Source organism: Qipengyuania sp., assembly GCF_048550555.1.
Taxonomy (GTDB): domain Bacteria; phylum Pseudomonadota; class Alphaproteobacteria; order Sphingomonadales; family Sphingomonadaceae; genus Qipengyuania.
Genome location: NZ_JBLYYF010000045.1, coordinates 111,798 through 133,486, shown reverse-complemented (window position 1 = coordinate 133,486; position 21,689 = coordinate 111,798). Strand labels below are relative to the sequence as shown.

The window sequence follows — 21,689 nt, the reverse complement described above, 5'->3', positions numbered from 1 at the left end:
CCCCTTTGTCCAAGTAACGTGTGTACGCGGCGGAATTGCCGCAGGTGCGCGTGAGGTGTTCGTCCGAGCCTGTCGGCTGGATGAACAATTGCGGCGAAAGAGTGGCGGAAAGGGGTGGCTCGGGTGCTCGCTGCGACGAACCGTTTCGGATCAGCCGGCTCGTACCCACCCGGCGGCGGCCGGTTCGAGCGAGTCGAGAAATGCCTCGGCGCTGTCGAGGTATTCCTGCTGGCGATCCGCGCCCATGCGGTCCCAGGTCGCATAGATCCGTCCGATGCGCGGGTTGGCCTCCAACCGCTCGCGGTGGCGGTGCATGAAGTGCCAGTAGAGCGGGTTGAAGGGGCAGGCGTCGTCGCCGGTCTTCTTGCTCACGCTGTAGCGACAGCCAGAGCAGTAATTGCTCATCTTGTTGATGTAGTTCCCGCTCGCCGCATAGGGCTTGCTCGCCAGCTTGCCGCCGTCGGCATAGAGCACCATCGCCGCGACATTGGGCAGCTCGACCCATTCATAGGCGTCGGCATAGACGACCAGATACCATTCCTGCACCGCGCGCGGGTTCACGCCGGCGAGCAGTGCGAAATTGCCGAGCACCATGAGCCGCTGGATATGATGCGCATGCGCGTTGTCGCGGGTCGAGCGGATGCAGTCGGCCATGCAGGCCATCTCGGTCTCGCCGGTCCAGTAGAATTCGGGCAGGCCGCGCTGGGCATTGAGCGCATTGGCTTTCTGCAGGTGCGGCATCTGGTGCCAGTAGAAGCCGCGGACATATTCGCGCCAGCCGATGATCTGGCGGATGAACCCCTCGACCGAATTGAGCGGCGCCTTGCCCTCGCGGTAGGCCTGCTCCGCGCGGCGGCAGAGGTCGAGCGGGTCGAGCAGGCCGAGGTTGATGCTGGTCGAGAGCATCGAGTGGAACAGATCGTCCTCGCCCGCGACCATCGCGTCCTGATAGGGGCCGAAACATTCGATCCGCTCGGCGAAGAAGGCGTCGGCGGCTTCCTCGGCTTCCTCGCGCGTGACGGGCCATTCGAAGCGCTCGAGCGAGCCGAAGTGATCGCCGAGACGGTCCGCGACAAGATCGATGCATTCCTGTGTTGTCGCGTCGGGCTCGAATTTCGGTCGCTCGGGTGCGGCGAGCCCTTCCTTGGGCGGCCTGCGGTTCTCGCTGTCGTAATTCCACTCGCCGCCCTCGGGCCTGCCGTCCTCGTCCATCAGCAGGCCGGTCTTGCGCCGCATTTCACGGTAGAAGAACTCCATGCGGAGCTCCTTGCGATCCTTCGCCCATTCGTCGAACTCGGCCTGGCTGCAGACGAAGCGGTCGTCGCGCAGGATTTCGACGTCGCAGGCGAACTTGTCCGCCCATTGCTCCATCTTTTGCCGCACGCGCCATTCGCCGGCTTCAGTCACGCTGACGAGGCGCGGATCGTGGCGCTCGATCGCGCGCGCGACTTCGCCGGTGAAGCTGCCCGCATTGTCCGGATCGTCGAGGCGGACATAGTCGACCGTCCAGCCCGCATCGCGGAGTTCCTCGGCGAAGTGGCGCATGGCCGAGAAGATCAGGACGATCTTCTGCTTGTGGTGTTTCACGTAGGTCGCCTCGTCCCAGACCTCCATCATCAGGACGACGGTGTCATCCTTGGTCCGCCCGCGGAGCGAGGCGAGGTCGCGGGTCAGCTGGTCGCCGAGGATGGGAACGAGGACGGGGCCGGGCATTGCGTCTCCAATGCACCGGCCCCGCCTTGGTGCCTTACAGCTTGGCGATTTCCTGCTTCGCCGCCTCCATGCCCGCGGCGATCGCATCGGGGCCGAAGCCCGCCTTCTCGACGCGGACGAAGTGCAGGTCGTCGACCCCGATGAAGCCGAAGAAGGTGGTCAGCAGGCTTTCCTGGTTCTCGGCCATCTGGTCGGTCGAATATTCGCCACCGCGTGCCGAGGCGACCACGACCTTGCGCCCGCCGGCGAGCCCTTCCGGCCCCTTTTCCGAATATTTGAAGGTCACGCCGGGCACGCCGAGCCGGTCGAGCCACGTCTTGAGCTGGCTGGCAATCGAGAAATTGTACATCGGCGCGCCGACGATCACGATGTCCGAAGCGAGGAATTCGTCGAGCACCGCGCGTTCCGCCGGATAGGCCGCGTTGACCGCTTCCTCGTGCGTTTCGGGGGGCGTGCGGATCGCCTTGGTCGTGATCGGGTCGATATGCGCCAGCGGATCGGCGACAAGGTCGCGGGTGACCAGCTTGGCATCGGGATGCTTGGCGGTGAAATGGGCGACCAGCTCGTCGGTCAGCTTGCGGCTGATCGATTGCTCGCCGGTGACCGAACTGTCGATGCGAAGGATTTGCATGTGAAGAACTCCATAGTTACTATCGATAACCTGGAGGTCATATGGAAACTGCACCCCGCCCAGCGCAAGAAGGCACTTTGATGTCCGATAGGAACACCGGTGTTACCCTCGAGGTTCACGACGCCCCGCAATGCACCGCGGTGAACGACATCCTCGCCCGCGTGGGCGACAAATGGTCGGTCCGCGTGGTGATGGCGCTGACCGACGATTCGCGGCGGTTCAATCAATTGCGGCGCGAGATACCGGGCATTTCGCAGCGTATGCTGACGCGTACGCTGCGCGGACTGGAGCGCGACGGGCTGGTCAGCCGTGCGGTGACGCCCACCGTCCCGCCGCGCGTCGACTATGCGCTGACCGCGCTTGGCAAGTCGCTCTGCGATCCCGTGGCGCGGCTGGGCAATTGGGCGATCGCCAATATCGGCAAGGTCGAGGCCGCGCGGGCGGTCTATGACGGCGGGCAGGACTAGACAAAGCTGTAGGGGTCGACGTCCACCGCCACGCGCACGCCGGGCGGGTGGTCGACCTGGCGCAGCCAGCCGCGGATGACCTCCTGCAATTGCACGCTCCTGCGCGCATTGATGAGGAAGCGATAGCGATAGCGGCCGCGCAGCAGCGCCATCGGCGCGGGGGCGGGGCCGAGGATCAGGCATTCCTCCACCTGCGGGCGGAAAGCGCCCAGCCGGTTGGCCGCTTCGCGCGCCTCGGCATCGTCCTCCGAGGAAATGATGATAGCCGCCCAGCGACCGAAGGGCGGGGCGCCCGCCTCGCGCCGCATCTCGGTCTCGGCCGAATAGAAGGCATCGCGATCGCCCGCGGCCAGCGCGGCGATCACCGGGGCTTCGGGATGGCGCGTCTGGATCAGCACCTCCCCCGGCTTCGAGCCGCGCCCCGCGCGTCCCGCAACCTGCGCGACCTGCTGGTAGGTCCGCTCGCCCGCGCGCAGGTCGCCGCCCTCGAGCCCGAGATCGGCATCGACCACGCCGACCAGCGTCAGCTCGGGGAAGTGGAAACCCTTGGTGACGAGCTGCGTGCCCACGATCACATCGACCTCGCGCGCCTCGACCGCGGCGATGAACTCGGCCGCGCGGCCAGGCGAATTGAGCGTATCCGAGGTGGCGACGAAGACCCGCGCCTGCGGCAGCCGCTCGGCCACCTCGTCGGCGATCCGCTCCACTCCGGGGCCGCAGGCGACGAGGCAATCGGGCTCGCCGCATTCGGTGCATGCCTGCGGGGCGGGGGCCTCGTGCCCGCAATGGTGGCAGGCGAGCCGGCGAGTGAAGCGGTGCTCGACCAGCCAGGCGCTGCAATTGGGGCATTGGTAGCGGAAGCCGCAATTGCGGCACAGCGTCAGCGGGGCATAGCCGCGGCGGTTGAGGAACAGCAGCGACTGCTCGCCGCGTTCGAGCCGCTGCTCGATCCCGTCGACCAGCCGCTGCGCCAGCCACATGCCGTGCGGCGGTTTTTCCTCGGTCAGGTCGATGGTGCCGATCGCGGGCAGTTCGGCGCCGCCGAACCGGCTCGGCAGGTCGACTTTCGCATAGACCCCGCTTTCGGCCATCTGCAGGCTTTCGAGCGCCGGGGTGGCACTGGCGAGCACCACCGGCACGCCTTCGAAATACCCGCGCATCACCGCGACGTCGCGCGCATTGTAGCGCACGCCCTCCTCCTGCTTGAAGCTGGTCTCGTGCGCCTCGTCGACCACGATCAGGCCGAGCCGCGCGAAGGGCAGGAACAGCGCCGAGCGCGCGCCGACCACGACCTGCGCGGTCCCCTGCGCCACCGCGCGCCAGGCGCGGCGCCGCTCGGTCGACTTGAGCGAGCTGTGCCACAGCACCGGGGCCGCGCCGAAACGCTCCTCGAAGCGGTGGAGGAAGTTCTCGGTCAGCGCGATTTCGGGCAGCAGCACCAGCACCTGCCGCCCCATCCGCAATGCCTCGGCGACGGGTTCGAAATAGGTTTCGGTCTTGCCCGATCCGGTCACCCCGTCGAGCAGGAAGGGGGCGAATGCGGCCTCGCGCACGGCGGCTGCAAAAGTCGCCGAGGCCTCGGCCTGCGCGGCGCTGAGCTCGACATGGGCGAAATCGGGGTCAGCGCGGTCGTAAGGGCGGTCGCAATCGACCTCGACGGGTTCGAGCACGCCCTGGTTGACGAGGCCGCGCAGCACGCCTTCGGAGACGCCCGCGATGCCCGCCAGCTCGCGGATATTGGCCTGCTCGCCCTCGAGCGCCTCGATCGCCGCCATCCGCTGCGGAGTCATCCGTTCGGGCAGGCCGCCGGTGAGGCGGTATTCGGTCATCGTCGCCGGGCCCTTGAGCGCGCCGCCCGAGGACAGCGCCATTCGCGCCACGCTCGCCAGCGAGGCGACGTAATAGTCGGCGGTCCACTCGATCAGGCGGCGCAGCGGAGCCGAGAGCGGCGGTACGGGCAAAACCGCGCGCAAATTCCGCAGCTTCTCTACCGGAACCTCAGTCCCGGGCAGCCGTTCAGCCTCCCAGACGATTCCGATCACGGTGCGCGGCCCCAGCGGGCACTCGACCACTGATCCGGGCTCGACCGCCACCCCTTCGGGTACCGTGTAGTCGAGGGGGCCGAGGGCGGCATTGAGGATGAGGCAGCGCACGCGGTTCATGGCCCGGCCATATGGGCGGCGCGAGGCGGCAGAAACAAGGGTGGGATGCAGTGAGGAGCAACGATATGACCCAAATTCTCGAACGACCCACCGGCCGCCGCGCATTCCTGGGCGGACTGTCGCTGGGGACCGCGGCGCTCGCGCTTCCCGGCTGCACCAGCCTCGGCGGCTTCGGCCTGGTCGATGCCGTCCAGCGCATCCTGTTCCTCTCGAGCGAGCGCGCCTTTTCGCGCATGCTCCAGGGCGACGGCTTCTGGGACCAGCAGGTCGCGCAGCTCGGCCTCGGCAACCTCCTCGGTACGCGCGGCGATGTGCTCGGCCGCATCCTCACCTCTTCGCTGTTCAAGAGCCGGCTCGAGAATGCCTTCGGCGATATCGCCTATGAAGGGGCCGAACGCGCCGCGCCGCTGGTGACCGAGGCGGTGCGCACGATCGGCATCCAGAACGCCATCGACCTCGTGCGCGGCGGCCCGACCGCGGCGACCGGCTTCCTGCGCGGGTCGATGGGGACGACGCTGGTCGAGGCGATGGTCCCAGAACTCGGCAGCGCCATGCGCGTCGCCAGCGATCCGCTCGTGGGCGAGCTCCTGCGCGGCCTCACCGGGGTCGATGTGGCCGGCGCGACCAGCCGTTTCGCCACCAATATCGACGACACCATCTGGCGCGAAATCGGCGCCGAGGAAGCGGGCATCCGTGCCGATCCCGAGGCGACGCGCGACCCGCTGATCATCGGCGTCTTCGGCGCCGGAGCGCGCCTCTAGAAGCTCCACCCCGCCGACATCAGCGGTGCATGGATGTGCCGCGCGGGCAGCCCGTCGCGCGCCGGCGCGACGATCAGCGTGTAGCCGAGGCCGGCGTGGAAATGCGCGTCGAAGTCGTGCTTCAGGCTGGCTGCCGCGCGCCATTGATCGCGCGCGGGCAGGGTGTCGCGATTTTCCGAGCGTACCGCGTCGATCCACTCGCCCGACAGGCTGAGGCTGGTGTCGCCGCCGAGATCGGCCCGGTAGCGGAGCTGCACCCGTTCGCGCAGGCCCATCCGGTCGACGCCCGCGCCGATGATTTCCTCGAGCCGGAAGCGCAGCGAGACATCGCCATGCGACAGCTGCACCTGCTGGAAGGGGCGGAAGGAATCGGGGCCGACCACGTAGGTCAGCCCGCCGCCGAGGCTGACGGCGCCCGACAGGTCGTGATCCACCGCCGCGCGCAGGATCAGCTGGTCCTGTCCGCGCGAGGCATCGCGGAAGCGCGGCATGACGAGGAAGGAAAGGTCGGTGCGCGCATCGAGCGGCATCGAGCTATCGAACATCAGCCAGAGCTGGGTTTCGTCCTCGGCTGCACGTGCCGCAGCCGGTTGCCATGCTGCCGCCAGACCGGCAAGGAAGGTTGCAACGAAGCGACTGGTTCTGAACATGCCAATCGCATAGGGGCGAGCGCAGACTTCGCCTATCCGGATTCGGGAGCCATCATGAAATTCTTCGTCGACACCGCAGACATCGCCGACATCAGGGAACTGGCCGAGACCGGCCTGCTCGACGGCGTCACTACCAACCCCTCGCTCATCGCCAAGTCGGGCCGCGACTTCATGGAAGTGACCAAGGAGATCTGCGGCATCGTCGACGGGCCGGTCAGCGCCGAAGTGGTCGCGCTCGATCACGAAACGATGATGAAAGAGGCGGAAACGCTGCGCAAGATCGCCGACAATGTCTGCATCAAGGTGCCGCTGACGATCGACGGGCTCAAGACCTGCAAGAAGCTCACCGGCGACGGCACCATGGTCAATGTCACGCTTTGCTTCTCGGCCAACCAGGCGCTGCTCGCCGCCAAGGCGGGCGCGAGCTTCGTCTCGCCCTTCGTCGGCCGGCACGACGACAACGGCTTCGACGGCATGGCGCTGATCCGCGACATCCGCCTGATCTACGACAACTACCCGGCCTTCTCGACCGAAATCCTCGTCGCCAGCGTGCGCAACCCGGTCCATGTGCTCGAAAGCGCGCGCATCGGAGCCGATGTCGCCACCATGCCGCCCGCGGTGATCAAGGGGCTGTTCAAGCATGTCCTGACCGACAAGGGTATCGAGGGCTTCCTCAAGGACTGGGAAACCACCGGCCAGAGCATTCCGACCGCCTAAGTGACCGAGCAGACTCCTCTCGACCGCTTCAAGCAGGCGCTGACCGGCGCGGCCCGCGCGCTGGCGCACGAGCCCGAGATCGAGGTCGCGTGGAGCGCGGATGCGCCGGCGCAGAACGGCAAGAACTTCCGCGTCCCGCTGCCGGGTCGCAATCTGCCGCGCGAGCAGGCGACCGAGGCGCGCGGTTTTGCCGACAGCTTCGCGCTGAGGCTGCGGCACCATAACGAGAAGCTCCATGCCAAGGGCGCACCGCCCGAGCCGATCGCGCGCGCCTGCTACGATGCGATCGAGCAGGTCCGCTACGAAGCGATCGGGTCGAATCGCTACGCCGGCATTCGCGACAATCTTAACTCGGCGGTGGAATTGCGTACCGCTTCGGATGCGATCGTGCGTGCCGACGAGGCAAGCCAGGTCCCGCTCGCCACCGCGCTTTCGCTGATGCTGCGCGAGGCGGTGACCGGCGAGGCCGTCCCTGACCGGGCCAGGGCCGGGGTGGATCTGGTGCGCGAAGACATTCTCGCCAAGATCGGTACCGACATGGACGGGCTGGCCGATGCGCTCGACGACCAGCGCGCCTTCCAGGACCTGACGCTCGACATGCTGCGGCATCTCGAGCTGACCTTGCCCGACAATCCCGAGGCCACCGATGCGGAGGATGGCGAGGAGGACGAGGGCGAGAACCCCGAGGACCAGGACAGCGACGAGGAGGACGACGGCGGCGCCGAGCCGCAGGCCGCCGATGCGCGCAGCGAGGTGACCGACGGCGAGGCCGATGGCGATGCCGACCAGGAGGTCGACGGCGAGCAGCAGATGGCCGACGGCGATCCCTCCGACGAAGGCGAGGAGGGGATGCAGCCGGTCCGCCCGAACCGCCCCTGGACCGATCTGCCCGAAACCTTCGAATACAAGGCCTATACCGACAAGTTCGACGAGGTCGTCGAGGCGCCCGAGCTGTGCGACAACGAGGAACTCGATCGCCTGCGCGCCTATCTCGACAGCCAGCTGGCGGGGCTGCAGGGCATCGTCACGCGGCTCGCCAACCGGCTCCAGCGCCGGCTCATGGCGCAGCAGAACCGCAGCTGGGATTTCGATCAGGAAGAGGGCCTGCTCGACGCCGCGCGGCTGACCCGCGTCGTCGTCAGCCCCGGCCATGCGCTGTCCTACAAGATCGAACGCGACACCGAGTTCAAGGACACGGTGGTCACGCTGCTGATCGACAATTCGGGCAGTATGCGTGGACGGCCGATTTCCATCGCCGCGATCAGCGCCGATATCCTGGCGCGCACGCTCGAACGCTGCGGGGTGAAGACCGAGATCCTCGGTTTCACCACGCGGGCGTGGAAGGGCGGGCAGAGCCGCGAGATGTGGCTTGCCGACGGACGCCCGGCCAATCCCGGCCGGCTCAACGATCTCAGGCACATCCTCTACAAGCAGGCCGACGAGCCCTGGCGCCGTGCGCGACGCAATCTCGGCCTGATGATGCGCGAGGGGCTGCTCAAGGAAAACATCGACGGCGAGGCGCTGCTCTGGGCGCACGACCGCCTTCTGCGCCGCCCCGAGGATCGCCGCATCCTGATGGTCATTTCCGACGGCGCGCCGGTCGACGACAGCACGCTTTCGGTCAACCAGGCCGGCTATCTCGAAGGGCACCTGCGCAAGGTGATCGACTGGATCGAGAAGCAGTCGCCGGTCCAGCTTGCCGCGATCGGCATCGGCCATGACGTAACCCGCTACTACAGGCGTTCGGTGACCATCATGGATGTCGAACAACTGGGCGGGACGATCATCGAACAATTGGCCGATCTGTTCGAGGTGGATTAGCGTTTTTCCGTATTGCCGCGATTTTTGCGTCTGGTATTTCTGCGCGAAACAGGGAATCGGGAACCTCCTTCAAAATGAGAAGATGTGCTGTCGGCCTGCTGGCCGTCGCCTTCGCTGCTGGCTCCGGCTTGGCCGCGCCGGCGTCCGCGCGCGCGCAATCCGTCGCAGCGGAGGGCGCAGCTGAAGCCGCCGAAATGCCGCGCGATCCGGGCGCGGCCATGGAAGGGCCGGCGGAGCGTGTCCTCCTCGAAAAACTCACCCCCGTGGTAATCGAGATTCTCGAACCGCTGGGCAGCAAGACCAGCGCGTCGCTCGACGGCTACCGCATCCGTCTCGCCGAACCGATCGTGGTCGACGGGACCGAAGTGGTGCCGGCGGGCGCCGAGGGCATGGGCGAGGTCGTCCACGCCAAGAAGGCGGGCGGCATGGGCGCCGCGGGCGAGCTGGTGCTCGCCGCGCGCTATCTGACGGTAGACGGGCGTCAGCTGAAACTGCGTAGCATGGAACTGCTCGAGACGGCCGAAGGCAAGGACCGCATGGGCACCGTCCATGCGCTGAATGTCGCCTCGGCTGCGTCGCCCATCCCGATCGGGCTGATCGGCTATTTCATCGGCGGCGGGAATATCGAGATACCCGCTGGCGCGCTGGCATCGGCCAAGCTCGCCGCGCCGTTCGAGATCGTCCCGCCGACCGAAGTCGCGGCGCTGGCGCCCGCAAACGAACTTTCCGCTCCCGAGGGGGGAACGGACGAGACCGAAGAAGGACTGCAATAATGAAAATGACCAAGGTTCTGGCGGCGTCGCTGCTGGTCGCAACCGTCGGCACGCCCGCCATGGCCGGGGAGAAGGTCGGCGGTGCGGATATCTCCATTCCCGAGGCCCCCGAAGGCACCGGCCAGATCGTCTTCTTCCGCCCCGGCGGCACCGGCTTCGCCCTCGGCTGCTCGGTCAACGAGAACGGCGAGAAGATCAGCTCGCTCGGCGCCGGTCGCTATTTCGTCCTGCGCACCACGCCGGGTCGCCATGAATTCACCGTCAAGAGCGAAGCCAAGGACGTGCTCGCGCTCGAGGTGGAGGAAGGCGAGACCCAGTTCGCCAAGTGCAAGATCAAGATGGGCATCATGGTGGGCCGTCCCGACCTTGCCCCGGCCAAGGAAGACGAGTTCCGCGGGATGAAGAGCGTCAAGCTCGTCGATGCCGACGACATGGGCCCGGCTCCGGGCGCGCTGCGTCCCGAGGAAATGGGCGTCGCAGCCACTGCCGAAGCCGCCGCCGAGTAATCCGCGCGCGACATCGCCGACAATCCGACGCGCCGGGGCGGGAGTGCTTGCACTTCTTCCCCGGCGCGTTAGCGTTCGGGCGATGACCATGTCAGTTTCCGAGGCAATCGCCACCCGTCGTTCCGTCCGCGCCTTCACCGACCAGCCGGTCGAGCGCGAGGTGCTGACCCGCATTCTCGAAAAGGCACAGCGCTCACCCTCGGGCGGCAACACCCAGCCGTGGCACGGGATCGTCCTCACCGGCGAACCGATGCAGAGGCTGTTCGACCGCGTGGCGCAGGACCTGCCCAAGGGGCGCGAGGCCTTCGCGCCCGAGTATCATGTCTATCCGCCCGAACTCGACGGCGCCTATGAGCAGCGCCGCCGCGGGGTGGGCGAGGACATGTACGGCGCGCTGCAGATCTCCCGCGAGGAGAAGGGCAAGCGCCTGATGTGGTTCGCCAACAATTTCCGCGCCTTCGGGGCGCCGGTGCTGATGCTGGTCCACACGCCCAAATACATGGGGCCGCCGCAATGGAGCGATATCGGCATGTGGCTCCAGACCATCGGCCTGCTGTGCCGCGCGGAGGGGCTCGACACCTGCTTCCAGGAAGCCTGGGCGGTCTACAGCCCGCAGATCCGCGAGGTGGTCGCCATTCCAGAAGACCATATCTTCTTCTGCGGCGTGGCCATCGGCTACCGCGACGAGGATGCGGCGGTGAACAATTTCACGGTCCAGAGGGCGCCGGTCGACGAGGCCGTGCGCTGGGAGGGGTGGTAGTGAGCCAAAACACAGTCATTGCGAGGAGCCGGAGGCGACGCGGCAATCCATCATCGGACCTTCCCGCACGTAGCGATGTCGGATGATGGATTGCTTCGCTACGCTCGCAATGACTGATTGTTGACCAGCCCGCGCACCCGCGCCATTGGCCCCGCATGACCGACGCGCCGCTGAAGCTGTTCAACTCGCTGACCCGCCAGCTCGAGGTCTTCGAGCCCGTCCACCCGGGCGAGGCGCGCGTCTATACCTGCGGGCCGACGGTCTACAACTACCCGCATATCGGCAATATGCGCGCCTATGTCTTCGCCGACATTCTCGGCCGCACGCTGAGCTGGAAGGGCTACGATCTCACCCACATCATCAACATCACCGATGTCGGCCATCTGACCGACGACGCCGACGCGGGCGAGGACAAGATGGAGAAGATGGCTGCCGAACGCGCGCAGTCGATCTGGGACATCGCGAAGCATTACACCGAGGCTTATTGGGCGGACATCAAGGCACTCAACATCCGCGAGCCGGCCAAATGGTCGGTCGCCACCGATTACATCGACGAAATGATCGCCTTCGCGAAGAGCATCGCCGAGGAGCATTGCTACGAGCTCGACAGCGGGCTCTATTTCGATGTCTCGACCGTGGCCGATTACGGCCGCCTCGCCCGCGCGGTCACCGAAGAGGGTGAGGGCCGGATCGAGACGGTGGAAGGCAAGCGCAACGCCGCCGATTTCGCCATCTGGCGCAAGACCCCGGCGGGCGAGACGCGGCAGATGGAATGGGACAGCCCGTGGGGCAGGGGGGCGCCCGGCTGGCATCTCGAATGCTCGGTCATGGGCGAGAAGCTGCTCGGCTTTCCCTTCGACATCCATACCGGCGGGATCGATCACCGCGAGATCCACCACCCCAACGAGATTGCGCAGAACCAGGCCTTCTGCGGCTGCGGCGGGCTCGACGTCGCGACGCATTCGGGCGCGAAGATCTGGATGCACAACAACTTCCTCGTCGAACGCAGCGGCAAGATGAGCAAGAGCGCGGGCGAGTTCCTGCGGCTGCAGCTGCTCATCGACAGGGGCTACCACCCGCTCGCCTACCGCATGATGTGCCTGCAGGCGCATTACCGCAGCGAACTGGAATTTTCTTGGGACGGGCTCCAGGCGGCGCTGACACGACTCAAGCGGATCGTGATGGGGGTCGAGCGGCTGCGGGATGCGGGCGCGGGTGACGCTTCGCATCCGAAGTTCGAGCCGATGCGCGCAAGATTCGCCGAAGCGATGTCGGACGATCTCAACACGCCGATCGCGCTGGTCGCGCTCGAAGAGGCGCTTGCGGTCAAGAAGGTCGATGCCGGCGTCAAGCGTGCGGTGGTCGAAGAAATGGACCGCGTCCTCGGTCTGAATCTTTTCGGCCTCACCCGCACCGATCTCCGCATCCGCCCCAAGGACGCACAGGTCACCGAAGAGGAAATCGAGGCCGAACTCCTCCGCCGCAGGGAGGCGCGCGCGGCCAAGGATTTCGCCACCTCCGACGCGATCCGCGACAGCCTTGGGGAAAAAGGCGTCGAGGTGATGGACGGCGACCCCCTGGGTTGGGAATGGAAGGTGTGACCAAGGCCGACCCACAGACCCTCCTCTGGCAGCATCTCGAGCATGCGCCGCAGGGTCTGATGTTCGTCCGCGACCACGAGGCCGAGGGCTTCGTCCTCCCGCTCTATTGCGCCGAGGCGCATCTCGCGATCGAGGTCGACGACGATCCCTTCAGGCGCAGGGACGACGGCGCGCGCGAGCGCTGGCAGGAACGCCATCGGGTCGACATCATGCAGGTCCCGCCCAGCCACGTACTGCGCAATGCCAGCGAAGTGGCCGAGGCGATCCTGGACATCGCCAGCCGCCGCAAGGAACGGTTTGCGAAATAGCGCCCGAACGGCAATGGAGGCATCGAGGAGACATCGATGACTAAAGCCGTGCTGTCCGCCCTGATCCGTCCGCTGGTCGAACCGCGCTTGCCCGAATGGGTCGAGCCGCTGTGGTTTGCAAGCAAGGAACAGGCGCTCGAATTCGCCCCGCAGGCGGAAATCGGCTGGTTCGACCTCAACGAGAAGGAGCCGATGATCGAGATCGCCAAGGCGGCGACCGGTCTCAAGTGGATGAATTCGATTTACGCCGGGCTCGATTTCATGCCGCTCGACCTGCTGAAGGAACGCGGCGTCACCGTGACCAACGGCGTTGGCATCAACGCGCTGACCATCGCCGAATATGTCGTCATGCTGATGCTGGCGCATGCCAAGGGCTATCGCGAGGTGGTGCGCGCGCAGGACCGCCACGAATGGCTGCTCGACAGCCCGGGCAAGCGCGAACTGGCGGGCGAGCGCGTGCTGCTGCTGGGCATGGGGGCGATCGGATCGCTCATCAAGACACGGCTCGAGGCCTTCGACATGAAGGTGGTGCCGGTGCGCCGGTCGGGTGCCGACGGGGCGCTCAAGCCGGGCGAATGGAGGGCGAAGCTGGGCGATTTCGACTGGGTCGTCCTCGCGGTCCCCTCGACCCCCGAAACGCGGCACATGATCGGTGCGATGGAGCTGGCGCAGATGCGCCCCAACGGCGTGCTGGTGAACATCGCGCGCGGCGACGTCGTCGACCAGGAGGCGCTGGTCAAGGCGCTGCAGGAGAAGAAGATCGAGGCCGCGCTGCTCGACGTCACCGATCCCGAACCGCTGCCCGAGGACCATCCGCTCTGGGGCCTCGACAATGCACAGATCACCATGCACCTTTCGGGCCGCGCGCAGACCAGGATGTTCCAGCGCAGCGCCGACCGCTTCGTGGAGAATCTCGAGCGCTGGCACAAGGGCGAGCCGGTCGCGCCGCAGCTCGATCTCGACCTCGGCTACTGACAGGCGCGCGGGCCTCTGTTAGGCCCGCCGCAGCACACACCGGGACAACTCGGGTCGCGATTCCAGAATGGCTTGCAGGGGGCAGGTCGCGGAGGGGGAAATCGCGAATGACCGAGACTAGAAAAGCATCCGACCTGTTCATCGAATGTCTCGAGGCCGAAGGCTGCGAGTATATCTTCGGCGTGCCGGGCGAGGAGAACCTCGACTTCCTCGACAGCCTCAGCCGATCGAAGCAGATCAGGCTGGTGCTCACGCGGCATGAACAGGGCGCGGGCTTCATGGCCGCCACCTATGGCCGCCACACCGGCAAGACCGGCGTCTGCATCGCCACGCTCGGACCCGGGGCGACCAATTTCGTCACCGCCGCCGCCTATGCCCAGCTGGGTGGCATGCCGATGATGATGATCACCGGGCAGAAGCCGATCAAGAAATCGAAACAGGGCCAGTTCCAGATCCTCGATGTGGTCGCCATGATGGACCCGATCACCAAATATACCCGCCAGCTCCACGCGGGCGACAACGTCCCCAGCCGCGTGCGCGAGGCCTATCGCCTGGCCGAGGAGGAAAAGCCCGGGGCGGTCCATCTCGAACTGCCCGAGGACATCGCCGAGGAACCGACCTCGGCCACCCCCATCCCGCGCAGCATCGCCCGCCGGCCCAGCGCCGAGCCCAAGGCGGTCGACCAGGCGGTCGCGGCGATCACCCGGGCGAAAAAGCCGATCCTCGTCATCGGGGCGGGCGCCAACCGCAAGATGACCGGCAAGATGCTCGCCGAATTCGTCGAGAAGACCGGCATTCCCTTCGTCACCACGCAGATGGGCAAGGGGGTGCTCGACGAGCGGCACCGGCTGTTCCTCGGCTGCGCGGCGCTTTCGGCGGGCGATTTCTGCCACCGCGCGATCGGGGAAGCCGACTGCATCGTCAATATCGGCCACGACGTGATCGAAAAGCCGCCCTTCTTCATGAAGGACGAGGGCGTGACCGTGATCCACGTCTCGAATCGCAGCGCGGAGGTCGACCCGGTCTATTTTCCGCAGATCGAGGTGATCGGCGACATCGCCAACGCCATCTGGCAGATCAAGGAAGACATTGCGCGGCAGGACCATTGGGAAAGCGCGGGGCTCAAGCGCTACCATCAGGCCGAGCTCGACCATACGGGCAAGCTGGCCGAGGACACGCGCTTCCCGATCTTCCCGCCGCATCTCGTCCAGCAGGTGCGCGACTGCATGCCCGAGGACGGGATCATCTGCCTCGACAACGGGGTCTACAAGATCTGGTTCGCGCGCGGCTATTGCGCCTACCGCCCCAACACCGTCCTGCTCGACAATGCGCTCGCCACCATGGGCGCCGGCCTTCCTTCCGCGATGATGAGTGCGATGCTCTATCCGGACCGCAAGGTCATGGCGATCTGCGGCGACGGAGGGTTCATGATGAACAGCCAGGAGATGGAGACTGCGGTGCGCCTCGGGCTCAACCTCACCGTGCTGATCCTGCGCGACGATGCCTATGGCATGATCCGCTGGAAGCAGGCGAACATGGGGTTCGAGGATTTCGGTCTGACCTACGGCAATCCCGATTTCGTCGCCTATGCCGAAAGCTACGGCGCCACCGGCCACCGGGTCGAGAGTAGCGACCATCTGCGCCAGCTGCTCGCCCATTGCCGCGACACGCCCGGCGTCCACCTGATCGACTGCCCGGTCGACTATTCGGAGAACGACCGCATCCTCAACAAGGATATCAAGGAACTGAGCAAGAAGCTCTGAGGTTGATCGGGTTACAGGAGGACCTCTTGCCCACTCTCAAAGATACTTACCCGCTTTACCTCAACAACAAGGCGCAGCAGCCCAACACCGACCTCGAGGTGACCGACAAGTTCACCGGCGAGGTCGCGTTCCGCACCGCGCTGGCGACGCCCGAGATCATCGACCGGGCCATCGCAGGCGCGGTCCATGCGACCGAGCCGATAGCCAGGCTCGCCAGCTACGAACGGCAGGCGGTGTTGCAGCATTGCGTCGACCGCTTCACCGAGCGCTTCGACGAGCTCGCCTATGCGCTGTGCGTCGAGGCGGGAAAGCCGATCAAGGACTCGGAGGGCGAGGTCACCCGGCTGATCGACACCTTCCGCATCGCGGCCGAGGAATCGGTGCGCATGTATGGCGAGGTCATGCCGCTCGATATCTCGGCGCGGGCGAAGGGCTACCAGTCGATCTGGAAGCGCTATCCGATCGGGCCGTGCAGCTTCATCTCCCCCTTCAACTTCCCGCTCAACCTCGCCGCGCACAAGGTCGCGCCGGCGATCGCGGTCGGCTGCCCCTTCGTGATGAAACCGGCAAGCAAGACCCCGCTCGGCGCGATCATCATGGGCGAGGTGCTGGCCGAGACCGACCTGCCCGAAGGCGCCTTCTCGATCCTGCCCGCGAGCCGCGACGGGGCGGACCTGTTCACCGTCGACGAGCGGTTGAAACTGCTCAGCTTCACCGGCTCGCCCGCAGTCGGCTGGGACCTCAAGGCGCGCTGCGGCAAGAAGAAGGTGGTGCTCGAACTGGGCGGCAATGCCGCGGTGATCGTCGACCGCGATGCCGACCTCGACGACGCGCTCGAGCGGATCATCTTCGGCGCCTTCTACCAGAGCGGGCAGAGCTGCATCGGGGTGCAGCGGATCATCATCCACGAGGAGGTCTACGACCGCTTCAAGGAGATGCTGGTCGAGAAGACGAAAGGCCTCGTCGCCGGCGACCCCAAGGACCGCGAGACCTTCATCGGCCCGATGATATCCGAGGGCGAGGCGAAACGCCTCAAGGGCTGGATCGACGAGGCGGTCGAAGGCGGCGCGAGCCTGCTGTGCGGCGGCGGACGCGAGGGCAACATGCTCGAAGCGACGCTGCTCGAGCATGTCCACAAGGACGCCAAGGCATTGAACGAGGAGGCCTTCGGCCCGCTCGCGATCCTACAGAAATTCAGCGACTTCGACGAGGCACTGGCCGAAGTGAACCGCTCGACCTTCGGCCTGCAGGCGGGGATATTCACGCGCGACCTGTTCAAGATGTTCGATGCCTGGGACCGGCTCGAGGTCGGCGGCGTGGTGATCAACGACGTGCCCAGTTACCGCGTCGACAACATGCCATACGGCGGCGTGAAGGACTCGGGTCTGGGCCGTGAAGGCATCAAGTTCGCGATGGAGGACATGACCGAGATCAGGAACCTCGTGATCCGGCGCGGGTGATCAGGGGCGGGGCGAAGGGCGGCTGTTCCGTTCCACCAGCCGATACCTCGTGACAGGAATTATCATGACATCTTGCTGGTAAATCAGTCTGAAGCGTTTAGCCTCAACGTTGGGGTCGGATCGGGGGGAATTCATGCGGTACATTTTAGGTTTGGCGATGTCCGGCATCACGGTGGCGATAGCCGCCATGGCATTCTCGGTCGCTGCGCCCGGTGCGAAAGCGGCACCGACCGGCCAATGTCTCGAGGCGATGCAATTCATCAAGCACCAGATGGATGCGGGGGTAGAGCTGGCCAGCTACTCGCGCGACGAAATTCAGTGGGCGCTGAGGAATAACAACGCCCAGACATGCGAACCCGTGCCGAACATTCTGAGCCAGCGGATGCGCGGCGAACCGGTCACCATTCCCCACCATGTGCGTATGAATTGTCACATCGCGTTCGATTACCTGTTGAACGAATCCGAAGAGGGCAGCGGCTTTTTGACCGATGACGATCGCGAATGGGGAAAGGAATATTACGAGGCTGCGGAAAATGGCGAAATGTGCCCGAAGGTTCCGGCATCCATCGCCCTGCGCGCTCGTGGACATGACATCGAAAACCAGGAAATGAAAAAGATTCTGGCGGTGGCGATGGATCAGGCCGACGACGGCGAGGCTGCACTTGAGATCGCAATGGCGTATTTCAACGGTACGCTGGTCGCCAAGGATGCGCAGAAAGGGATGGGCTATCTGGTCGCAGCCATGGAGAAAGGCTCGCCGCAAGCCCAATACGAAATGGGCATGATCGTCGCTAGCGGGAAAACGAGCGACATGAAGCCGATAGAAGGTATCGCCTACCTCGAACGCGCAGCTAGCGGGGGCATCGTTCCGGCCATGATGACCCTTGGTGTGATCAACATGGATGGAATGTACGGTGCGAAGAAGGATCAGGCGGCCGCGACCAAGTACTTCGGGATGGCGGCAGAACGCGGCGACATCAATGCACTGATCATTTATGCAGATCGCCTGTTCCGTGGGCAGGGAGTGCGCGCCGATACCAAGCAAGCGATCGAACTGATCCGCACCGCCGCTATCGCCGGTGAACCCGCAGCAATGACCTCGCTTGCTTCGTTCATGCTCCGCGAAAAGAATACCGATTTGCTGACGAACGAGGGTGAGGTCTGGTACTGGCTCGACAAGGCGCGCGCTGCCGGCAACCCGGTTGCGATCGAATTTTATGCAGAAAAGGCAGGCGAGCTCGAGGCGCTTTACAAGCGGGTGAAATTCCCGCCTCCGACGGTGACCGTATGTCCTCGGGTCCTCAACTGCGACGTCTATTATTACAACAACGGTCGCAACAGTCAGAAGATCTGTTCCGAGGGTCCCAGCTGGCGCGCCTGCCGCACTGTTCCGGCATCCTGATTGGCGAGCAGCTCTGCCGGTCAGGTACCCTTGGGAGCTTCACGCTTGGGGGTTTGAGCGCCAAAACAGGCGTCCTCGCAGAGGGCCTCAGCTCTCCTCCAGCAGCAGCAACTCGCACCGCACCACCAGCCGCGGTTGGGGAACGAGGCGATGTTCGACCTCGGTCATGCCCGCATCGGCGACCAGCTGGCCCGGAATGGCGAATTCGTGCTCGGGCAGTTCGGCGACGAAGGCCTCGCCCGCTTCGACCGCCTCTTCGCCCGCAAAGAGCAGCGCGAGGCAATGGCGCGTGCCGGCGAAGGTGATGCTCGCCCAGGCCTTCTCGGTATGCGTCAGGACTTTGCCGTGATGGCCGTGGAGATCGGCCAGCGCCGCGCGCACGCGGTCGGCGGCGGTGCGGCGCGGGCGGCGGGCGCGGGGAGGGGCGGGTTCAGCCGACATTGGTGACCTCCTGCTGCGCGAGGGCGATGGCGCGGGCGGCTTCGAAGCCGGCAATGAAGCCGCGGATCCGCTGCTCGGTGCGCGCGCGCGGCTCGCGGCCCAGGCGCAGGTCGAGCACGAATCGCGGGTCGTGCGCGGCGAGGCGACCGAATTTAGTCGCCGCCATCTCGTTCTGGCGGAGGAAGGTCTCGATGGTGCGGATCAGCATGGCGGGCTCCCCAAATGATGGCCGGAAAGGGCGATTCGCTGTCAATGTTCCGCATATGTTCCAATCCAAATCCTACTTGTCTAGGAAAAATCCTATGCTATAGGAAAAATCATGGAAGACATTCCGCGAAGCGAACGCCACGCAAGGGGCAGGCTACAGGAACTGGCGAAGGATCAGGGGGTCAGTCTCGCGGGTCTGTCGCGGCTGATCGGGCGCAATCCGGCCTATCTCCAGCAATATGTGGCGCGCGGGAGCCCGCGCCATCTCGACGAGCCCGACCTTCTGAAAATTGCCGAGTTTCTCGGGGTAGGGCGCCGTGTGATTGCGACTCGACCGGGCGGGGCGGCGGCGAGCGATGAACCGGCGGGCGAGGGCGCCGACTGGGTCGAGGTGCCGCGCCTCCCGCTCGATGCCTCGGCGGGGCCGGGCGCCTTCTCGGCGGAGGAAATTTCCTTCGATGCCTTCCGCTTCTCGCGTCGCTGGCTGCGCGAAATGGGGCTCGAGGGCGCCGATCTCACCGCGATCCGCGTCGAAGGCGACAGCATGGAGCCCGCGCTGCGCAGCGGCGACGAGATATTCGTCGACCGCAACAAGCGCGCGGGGGAGGGCATCCACGTCGTCCGCATCGGCGACGCACTCCACGTCAAGCAGGTCCAGGCCAGCGCCCCGGGCCGGATCACGCTGATCAGCGCCAACGACAGCTACGCCCCGATCGACCTCGCGCGCGAAGAGGTCGAGGTGATCGGGCGGGTGGTTTGGAAGGGTGGGCGGGTGTGAGGTTAGTCAAGCAGGTGGAATTCGGAGTCTAGTTGGCCGGCAGGTGTCGCGATTTGCCAAATTCGAGATTCTCGCGGCGCTTTGCTGACCTGTGCCTCAATACTGGCAGCGTCATATTCGGCTTCTAGATCAGTGAAAAATGTATGCCCGGTCTTTGGAAGTCGCCAGCCACGCATTGGACCAAGCTTCCAGCCGTCGACGCAGAGGATGGACAGTTTCGACTGGCCGGGTGCAAGTGTGGGCTGTGTTTTCCACTCGTGCGCGAGAATTTCAACGGCCTTGGCTTGGGCATCTTCAAGTGTCTCAGCCCTGACAGTCCTTCCCGTGTAAAATCCGGCGTAGTCCGGACGTTCGGGTTCCCACAGTCCACGCAATATCATTCTATAGCGAGCCATGGGTTCAGCTATGGTTCCAGCTGGTTTCGCGCTCAAGTCGTAAGGCAAAGCGCATCGACCATTCCGCGGCGATCACCGATATCTCCGCGATGCAATCCATATGTGCAAGCTTCGTATCCGGACCTTGGTGCAACAAGGCTGTCGGCTAATCTGGTGTACCGAGATCAACAGGGCGGGCGAATCTAGCCCGGCCGCCTGACGTAATCGTCGGTCTGCAGCGTCATCATGTAGTCGGCGATGATTTCAATATCCTCATCGACCAGGTCGACATCCATCTGCATCGGGTAATTGTGCGCGTCTGAGAGGAAGACGACCAATGTCTCGCGCGTCAGGCCCGGGCTGTTGGCGATATCGACCCAATTGGGCGCCTGCGGATTGGGCGAGACCGAATTCGGCCGCACCGCATGGCACTCGCCGCAGATCGCGGTGACATAGGTCGGGACCGCGCTGCCGTCGGCGGCAACCGCGCTTGCTGCCGGGGCCGGTTCGCCCGCGCCGGTGGTCTGGCACGCGACAAGTGCAAGGGAGGCTGCGAGAATCGCGGCGGCATGCTTCATCGATCGGCTCCTTCTGCGGCTTGCATAGCAGCTTGCCCGAGATGCGGCTTGTTTTCGATCAAGAAGCCGACCATTTTCCCCGGCGATGGACAAACCCGCCGAAACGCCCGCCCCGCCGCCGATGAAGGCCGGCATCGTTCCCGTGACCCCGCTGCAGCAGAACTGCTCGCTGATCTGGTGTACCAAGACCAACAAGGCCGCGCTGATCGACCCCGGCGGCGATCTCGACAAGCTGAAGGCAGCGGTCGCCAAGACCGGGGTGGAACTCGAGAAGATTCTCATCACCCACGGCCATATCGACCACTGCGGCGAGGCCGGCGTGCTGGCGAAGGAACTGGGCCTGCCGATCGAGGGGCCGCACGAGGCCGATCGCTTCTGGATCAGCCGGCTCGACGAGGACGGGCGCAAATACGGCGTCAACGGGCAGGTGTTCGAGCCCGACCGCTGGCTCGAGGACGGCGATACGGTGACCGTGGGCGACTTGACGCTCGAGGTCATCCATTGCCCCGGCCACACGCCGGGTCACGTGGTCTTCTTCCACCGGCCGTCGAAATTCGCGGTCGTCGGCGACGTGCTGTTCCAGGGCAGCATCGGGCGCACCGATTTCCCGATGGGCAATCACCAGGACCTGATCGACGCGATCACGCAGAAGCTGTGGCCGCTGGGCGAAGACGTCACCTTTATCCCCGGCCACGGCCCGACCAGCACCTTCGGTCACGAGCGCAAGACCAACGCCTTCGTGAGCGATTACGCGCTTTCCTGAGAAGTGCGGGAAGCGCCTCCGCGCTTCCCTTGCGGCTGTGCCATCCCACGCCCCCACCCGGCCACCCACTGCACGGTA

General features: G+C 65.4%; 23 protein-coding genes. 15 read left to right on the top strand and 8 right to left on the bottom strand.

Annotation, left to right across the window (positions count from 1 at the left end; all coding sequences use genetic code 11):
* Positions 1-150 precede the first annotated feature (150 nt).
* Together ACN4E0_RS12825 and ACN4E0_RS12820 are read right to left on the bottom strand one after the other, a co-directional pair.
* A complete protein-coding gene (locus ACN4E0_RS12825; RefSeq protein WP_419568404.1) occupies positions 151-1,713 on the bottom strand; it encodes a cryptochrome/photolyase family protein in 1,563 nt (520 codons plus the stop codon).
* Positions 1,714-1,747: 34 nt separating this feature from the next.
* The gene (locus ACN4E0_RS12820; RefSeq protein ID WP_419568402.1) at positions 1,748-2,344 is read right to left on the bottom strand and encodes an FMN-dependent NADH-azoreductase; all 597 of its coding nucleotides are present in this window, start codon (positions 2,342-2,344) and stop codon (positions 1,748-1,750) included.
* Between the two features lie 80 nt (positions 2,345-2,424).
* Here ACN4E0_RS12820 and ACN4E0_RS12815 point away from each other — a divergent pair, with 80 nt between their 5' ends.
* Positions 2,425-2,811: a winged helix-turn-helix transcriptional regulator gene (locus tag ACN4E0_RS12815; protein ID WP_419568400.1), complete on the top strand. Its 387-nt coding sequence runs from the start codon at positions 2,425-2,427 to the stop codon at positions 2,809-2,811.
* On the opposite strand, the gene ACN4E0_RS12810 is transcribed toward ACN4E0_RS12815, so the two are convergent.
* Entirely contained in the window at positions 2,808-4,973 is a 2,166-nt protein-coding gene (locus ACN4E0_RS12810; protein WP_419568398.1) for a primosomal protein N', read from the bottom strand. The genes ACN4E0_RS12815 and ACN4E0_RS12810 overlap by 4 nt on opposite strands.
* Positions 4,974-5,038: 65 nt before the next feature.
* Between ACN4E0_RS12810 and ACN4E0_RS12805 the strand changes: the two genes are divergently transcribed.
* A complete protein-coding gene (locus tag ACN4E0_RS12805) occupies positions 5,039-5,734 on the top strand; it encodes a DUF4197 domain-containing protein (RefSeq protein WP_419568396.1) in 696 nt (231 codons plus the stop codon).
* On the opposite strand, the gene ACN4E0_RS12800 is transcribed toward ACN4E0_RS12805, so the two are convergent.
* Positions 5,731-6,384, bottom strand: a complete 654-nt coding sequence (locus ACN4E0_RS12800; protein ID WP_419568394.1) for a DUF2490 domain-containing protein — start codon at positions 6,382-6,384, stop codon at positions 5,731-5,733. The two genes, ACN4E0_RS12805 and ACN4E0_RS12800, sit on opposite strands and share 4 nt — an antisense overlap.
* Before the next feature lie 54 nt (positions 6,385-6,438).
* Between ACN4E0_RS12800 and fsa the strand changes: the two genes are divergently transcribed.
* The 11 genes from fsa to ACN4E0_RS12745 all read left to right on the top strand — a co-directional run bounded on the left by fsa (position 6,439) and on the right by ACN4E0_RS12745 (position 18,470).
* Positions 6,439-7,101: a fructose-6-phosphate aldolase gene (fsa, locus tag ACN4E0_RS12795; protein ID WP_419568392.1), complete on the top strand. Its 663-nt coding sequence runs from the start codon at positions 6,439-6,441 to the stop codon at positions 7,099-7,101.
* Positions 7,102-8,922 (top strand): cobaltochelatase subunit CobT, encoded by a 1,821-nt coding sequence (gene cobT / locus ACN4E0_RS12790; RefSeq protein ID WP_419568391.1) that lies wholly within the window; start codon positions 7,102-7,104, stop codon positions 8,920-8,922. It abuts the gene before it with no gap.
* 74 nt (positions 8,923-8,996) lie between these two features.
* Positions 8,997-9,695, top strand: a complete 699-nt coding sequence (locus ACN4E0_RS12785; protein ID WP_419568389.1) for a hypothetical protein — start codon at positions 8,997-8,999, stop codon at positions 9,693-9,695.
* Positions 9,695-10,201 (top strand): DUF2846 domain-containing protein, encoded by a 507-nt coding sequence (locus ACN4E0_RS12780; RefSeq protein WP_419568387.1) that lies wholly within the window; start codon positions 9,695-9,697, stop codon positions 10,199-10,201. Before ACN4E0_RS12785 ends, ACN4E0_RS12780 begins: the two co-directional genes overlap by 1 nt.
* A gap of 82 nt (positions 10,202-10,283) precedes the next feature.
* Positions 10,284-10,961: a nitroreductase gene (locus tag ACN4E0_RS12775; RefSeq protein ID WP_419568385.1), complete on the top strand. Its 678-nt coding sequence runs from the start codon at positions 10,284-10,286 to the stop codon at positions 10,959-10,961.
* Between the two features lie 155 nt (positions 10,962-11,116).
* On the top strand, positions 11,117-12,562 hold the full coding sequence (gene cysS / locus ACN4E0_RS12770; protein WP_419568383.1) for a cysteine--tRNA ligase: 1,446 nt from the start codon (positions 11,117-11,119) through the stop codon (positions 12,560-12,562).
* Positions 12,559-12,870, top strand: coding sequence for a DUF559 domain-containing protein (locus tag ACN4E0_RS12765; protein WP_419568381.1), 312 nt, complete (start codon positions 12,559-12,561; stop codon positions 12,868-12,870). The genes cysS and ACN4E0_RS12765 overlap by 4 nt, the downstream gene beginning before the upstream one ends.
* A gap of 36 nt (positions 12,871-12,906) precedes the next feature.
* The gene (locus ACN4E0_RS12760) at positions 12,907-13,845 is read left to right on the top strand and encodes a D-2-hydroxyacid dehydrogenase (RefSeq protein WP_419568379.1); all 939 of its coding nucleotides are present in this window, start codon (positions 12,907-12,909) and stop codon (positions 13,843-13,845) included.
* Between the two features lie 107 nt (positions 13,846-13,952).
* A complete protein-coding gene (locus ACN4E0_RS12755; RefSeq protein WP_419568378.1) occupies positions 13,953-15,608 on the top strand; it encodes an acetolactate synthase large subunit in 1,656 nt (551 codons plus the stop codon).
* A gap of 26 nt (positions 15,609-15,634) precedes the next feature.
* Positions 15,635-17,068: an aldehyde dehydrogenase family protein gene (locus ACN4E0_RS12750; protein ID WP_419568376.1), complete on the top strand. Its 1,434-nt coding sequence runs from the start codon at positions 15,635-15,637 to the stop codon at positions 17,066-17,068.
* Between the two features lie 157 nt (positions 17,069-17,225).
* Positions 17,226-18,470, top strand: a complete 1,245-nt coding sequence (locus ACN4E0_RS12745) for a tetratricopeptide repeat protein (protein WP_419568374.1) — start codon at positions 17,226-17,228, stop codon at positions 18,468-18,470.
* Between the two features lie 87 nt (positions 18,471-18,557).
* Here the strand turns inward: ACN4E0_RS12745 and ACN4E0_RS12740 are convergent, their stop codons facing one another.
* Together ACN4E0_RS12740 and ACN4E0_RS12735 are read right to left on the bottom strand one after the other, a co-directional pair.
* Positions 18,558-18,911 carry a hypothetical protein gene (locus ACN4E0_RS12740; RefSeq protein ID WP_419568372.1) on the bottom strand — a complete coding sequence of 118 codons (354 nt, stop codon included), beginning with the start codon at positions 18,909-18,911 and terminating at the stop codon, positions 18,558-18,560.
* On the bottom strand, positions 18,901-19,119 hold the full coding sequence (locus tag ACN4E0_RS12735; protein ID WP_419568371.1) for a hypothetical protein: 219 nt from the start codon (positions 19,117-19,119) through the stop codon (positions 18,901-18,903). The genes ACN4E0_RS12740 and ACN4E0_RS12735 overlap by 11 nt, the downstream gene beginning before the upstream one ends.
* Positions 19,120-19,230: 111 nt before the next feature.
* On the opposite strand from ACN4E0_RS12735, the gene ACN4E0_RS12730 reads away from it, so the two are divergent.
* A complete protein-coding gene (locus tag ACN4E0_RS12730; RefSeq protein ID WP_419568369.1) occupies positions 19,231-19,896 on the top strand; it encodes a S24 family peptidase in 666 nt (221 codons plus the stop codon).
* A gap of 2 nt (positions 19,897-19,898) precedes the next feature.
* Here the strand turns inward: ACN4E0_RS12730 and ACN4E0_RS12725 are convergent, their stop codons facing one another.
* Both ACN4E0_RS12725 and ACN4E0_RS12720 read right to left on the bottom strand, forming a co-directional pair.
* Positions 19,899-20,291, bottom strand: a complete 393-nt coding sequence (locus ACN4E0_RS12725; protein ID WP_419568367.1) for a hypothetical protein — start codon at positions 20,289-20,291, stop codon at positions 19,899-19,901.
* Between the two features lie 182 nt (positions 20,292-20,473).
* Positions 20,474-20,848, bottom strand: coding sequence for a hypothetical protein (locus ACN4E0_RS12720; RefSeq protein WP_419568365.1), 375 nt, complete (start codon positions 20,846-20,848; stop codon positions 20,474-20,476).
* 121 nt (positions 20,849-20,969) lie between these two features.
* Between ACN4E0_RS12720 and ACN4E0_RS12715 the strand changes: the two genes are divergently transcribed.
* On the top strand, positions 20,970-21,611 hold the full coding sequence (locus ACN4E0_RS12715; RefSeq protein ID WP_419568427.1) for an MBL fold metallo-hydrolase: 642 nt from the start codon (positions 20,970-20,972) through the stop codon (positions 21,609-21,611).
* The last annotated feature ends 78 nt before the right edge of the window (positions 21,612-21,689 follow it).

Excerpts from the sequence above, each read along its gene's own strand:
- ACN4E0_RS12825 (WP_419568404.1), bottom strand. The coding sequence starts at position 1,713 with ATGCCCGGCCCCGTCCTCGTTCCCATCCTCGGCGACCAGCTGACCCGC.
- ACN4E0_RS12820 (WP_419568402.1), bottom strand. The coding sequence starts at position 2,344 with ATGCAAATCCTTCGCATCGACAGTTCGGTCACCGGCGAGCAATCGATC.
- ACN4E0_RS12815 (WP_419568400.1), top strand. The coding sequence starts at position 2,425 with ATGTCCGATAGGAACACCGGTGTTACCCTCGAGGTTCACGACGCCCCG.
- ACN4E0_RS12810 (WP_419568398.1), bottom strand. The coding sequence starts at position 4,973 with ATGAACCGCGTGCGCTGCCTCATCCTCAATGCCGCCCTCGGCCCCCTC.
- ACN4E0_RS12805 (WP_419568396.1), top strand. The coding sequence starts at position 5,039 with ATGACCCAAATTCTCGAACGACCCACCGGCCGCCGCGCATTCCTGGGC.
- ACN4E0_RS12800 (WP_419568394.1), bottom strand. The coding sequence starts at position 6,384 with ATGTTCAGAACCAGTCGCTTCGTTGCAACCTTCCTTGCCGGTCTGGCG.
- fsa (WP_419568392.1), top strand. The coding sequence starts at position 6,439 with ATGAAATTCTTCGTCGACACCGCAGACATCGCCGACATCAGGGAACTG.
- ACN4E0_RS12785 (WP_419568389.1), top strand. The coding sequence starts at position 8,997 with ATGAGAAGATGTGCTGTCGGCCTGCTGGCCGTCGCCTTCGCTGCTGGC.
- ACN4E0_RS12780 (WP_419568387.1), top strand. The coding sequence starts at position 9,695 with ATGAAAATGACCAAGGTTCTGGCGGCGTCGCTGCTGGTCGCAACCGTC.
- ACN4E0_RS12775 (WP_419568385.1), top strand. The coding sequence starts at position 10,284 with ATGACCATGTCAGTTTCCGAGGCAATCGCCACCCGTCGTTCCGTCCGC.
- cysS (WP_419568383.1), top strand. The coding sequence starts at position 11,117 with ATGACCGACGCGCCGCTGAAGCTGTTCAACTCGCTGACCCGCCAGCTC.
- ACN4E0_RS12760 (WP_419568379.1), top strand. The coding sequence starts at position 12,907 with ATGACTAAAGCCGTGCTGTCCGCCCTGATCCGTCCGCTGGTCGAACCG.
- ACN4E0_RS12755 (WP_419568378.1), top strand. The coding sequence starts at position 13,953 with ATGACCGAGACTAGAAAAGCATCCGACCTGTTCATCGAATGTCTCGAG.
- ACN4E0_RS12745 (WP_419568374.1), top strand. The coding sequence starts at position 17,226 with ATGTCCGGCATCACGGTGGCGATAGCCGCCATGGCATTCTCGGTCGCT.
- ACN4E0_RS12740 (WP_419568372.1), bottom strand. The coding sequence starts at position 18,911 with ATGTCGGCTGAACCCGCCCCTCCCCGCGCCCGCCGCCCGCGCCGCACC.
- ACN4E0_RS12735 (WP_419568371.1), bottom strand. The coding sequence starts at position 19,119 with ATGCTGATCCGCACCATCGAGACCTTCCTCCGCCAGAACGAGATGGCG.
- ACN4E0_RS12730 (WP_419568369.1), top strand. The coding sequence starts at position 19,231 with ATGGAAGACATTCCGCGAAGCGAACGCCACGCAAGGGGCAGGCTACAG.
- ACN4E0_RS12725 (WP_419568367.1), bottom strand. The coding sequence starts at position 20,291 with ATGGCTCGCTATAGAATGATATTGCGTGGACTGTGGGAACCCGAACGT.
- ACN4E0_RS12720 (WP_419568365.1), bottom strand. The coding sequence starts at position 20,848 with ATGAAGCATGCCGCCGCGATTCTCGCAGCCTCCCTTGCACTTGTCGCG.
- ACN4E0_RS12715 (WP_419568427.1), top strand. The coding sequence starts at position 20,970 with ATGAAGGCCGGCATCGTTCCCGTGACCCCGCTGCAGCAGAACTGCTCG.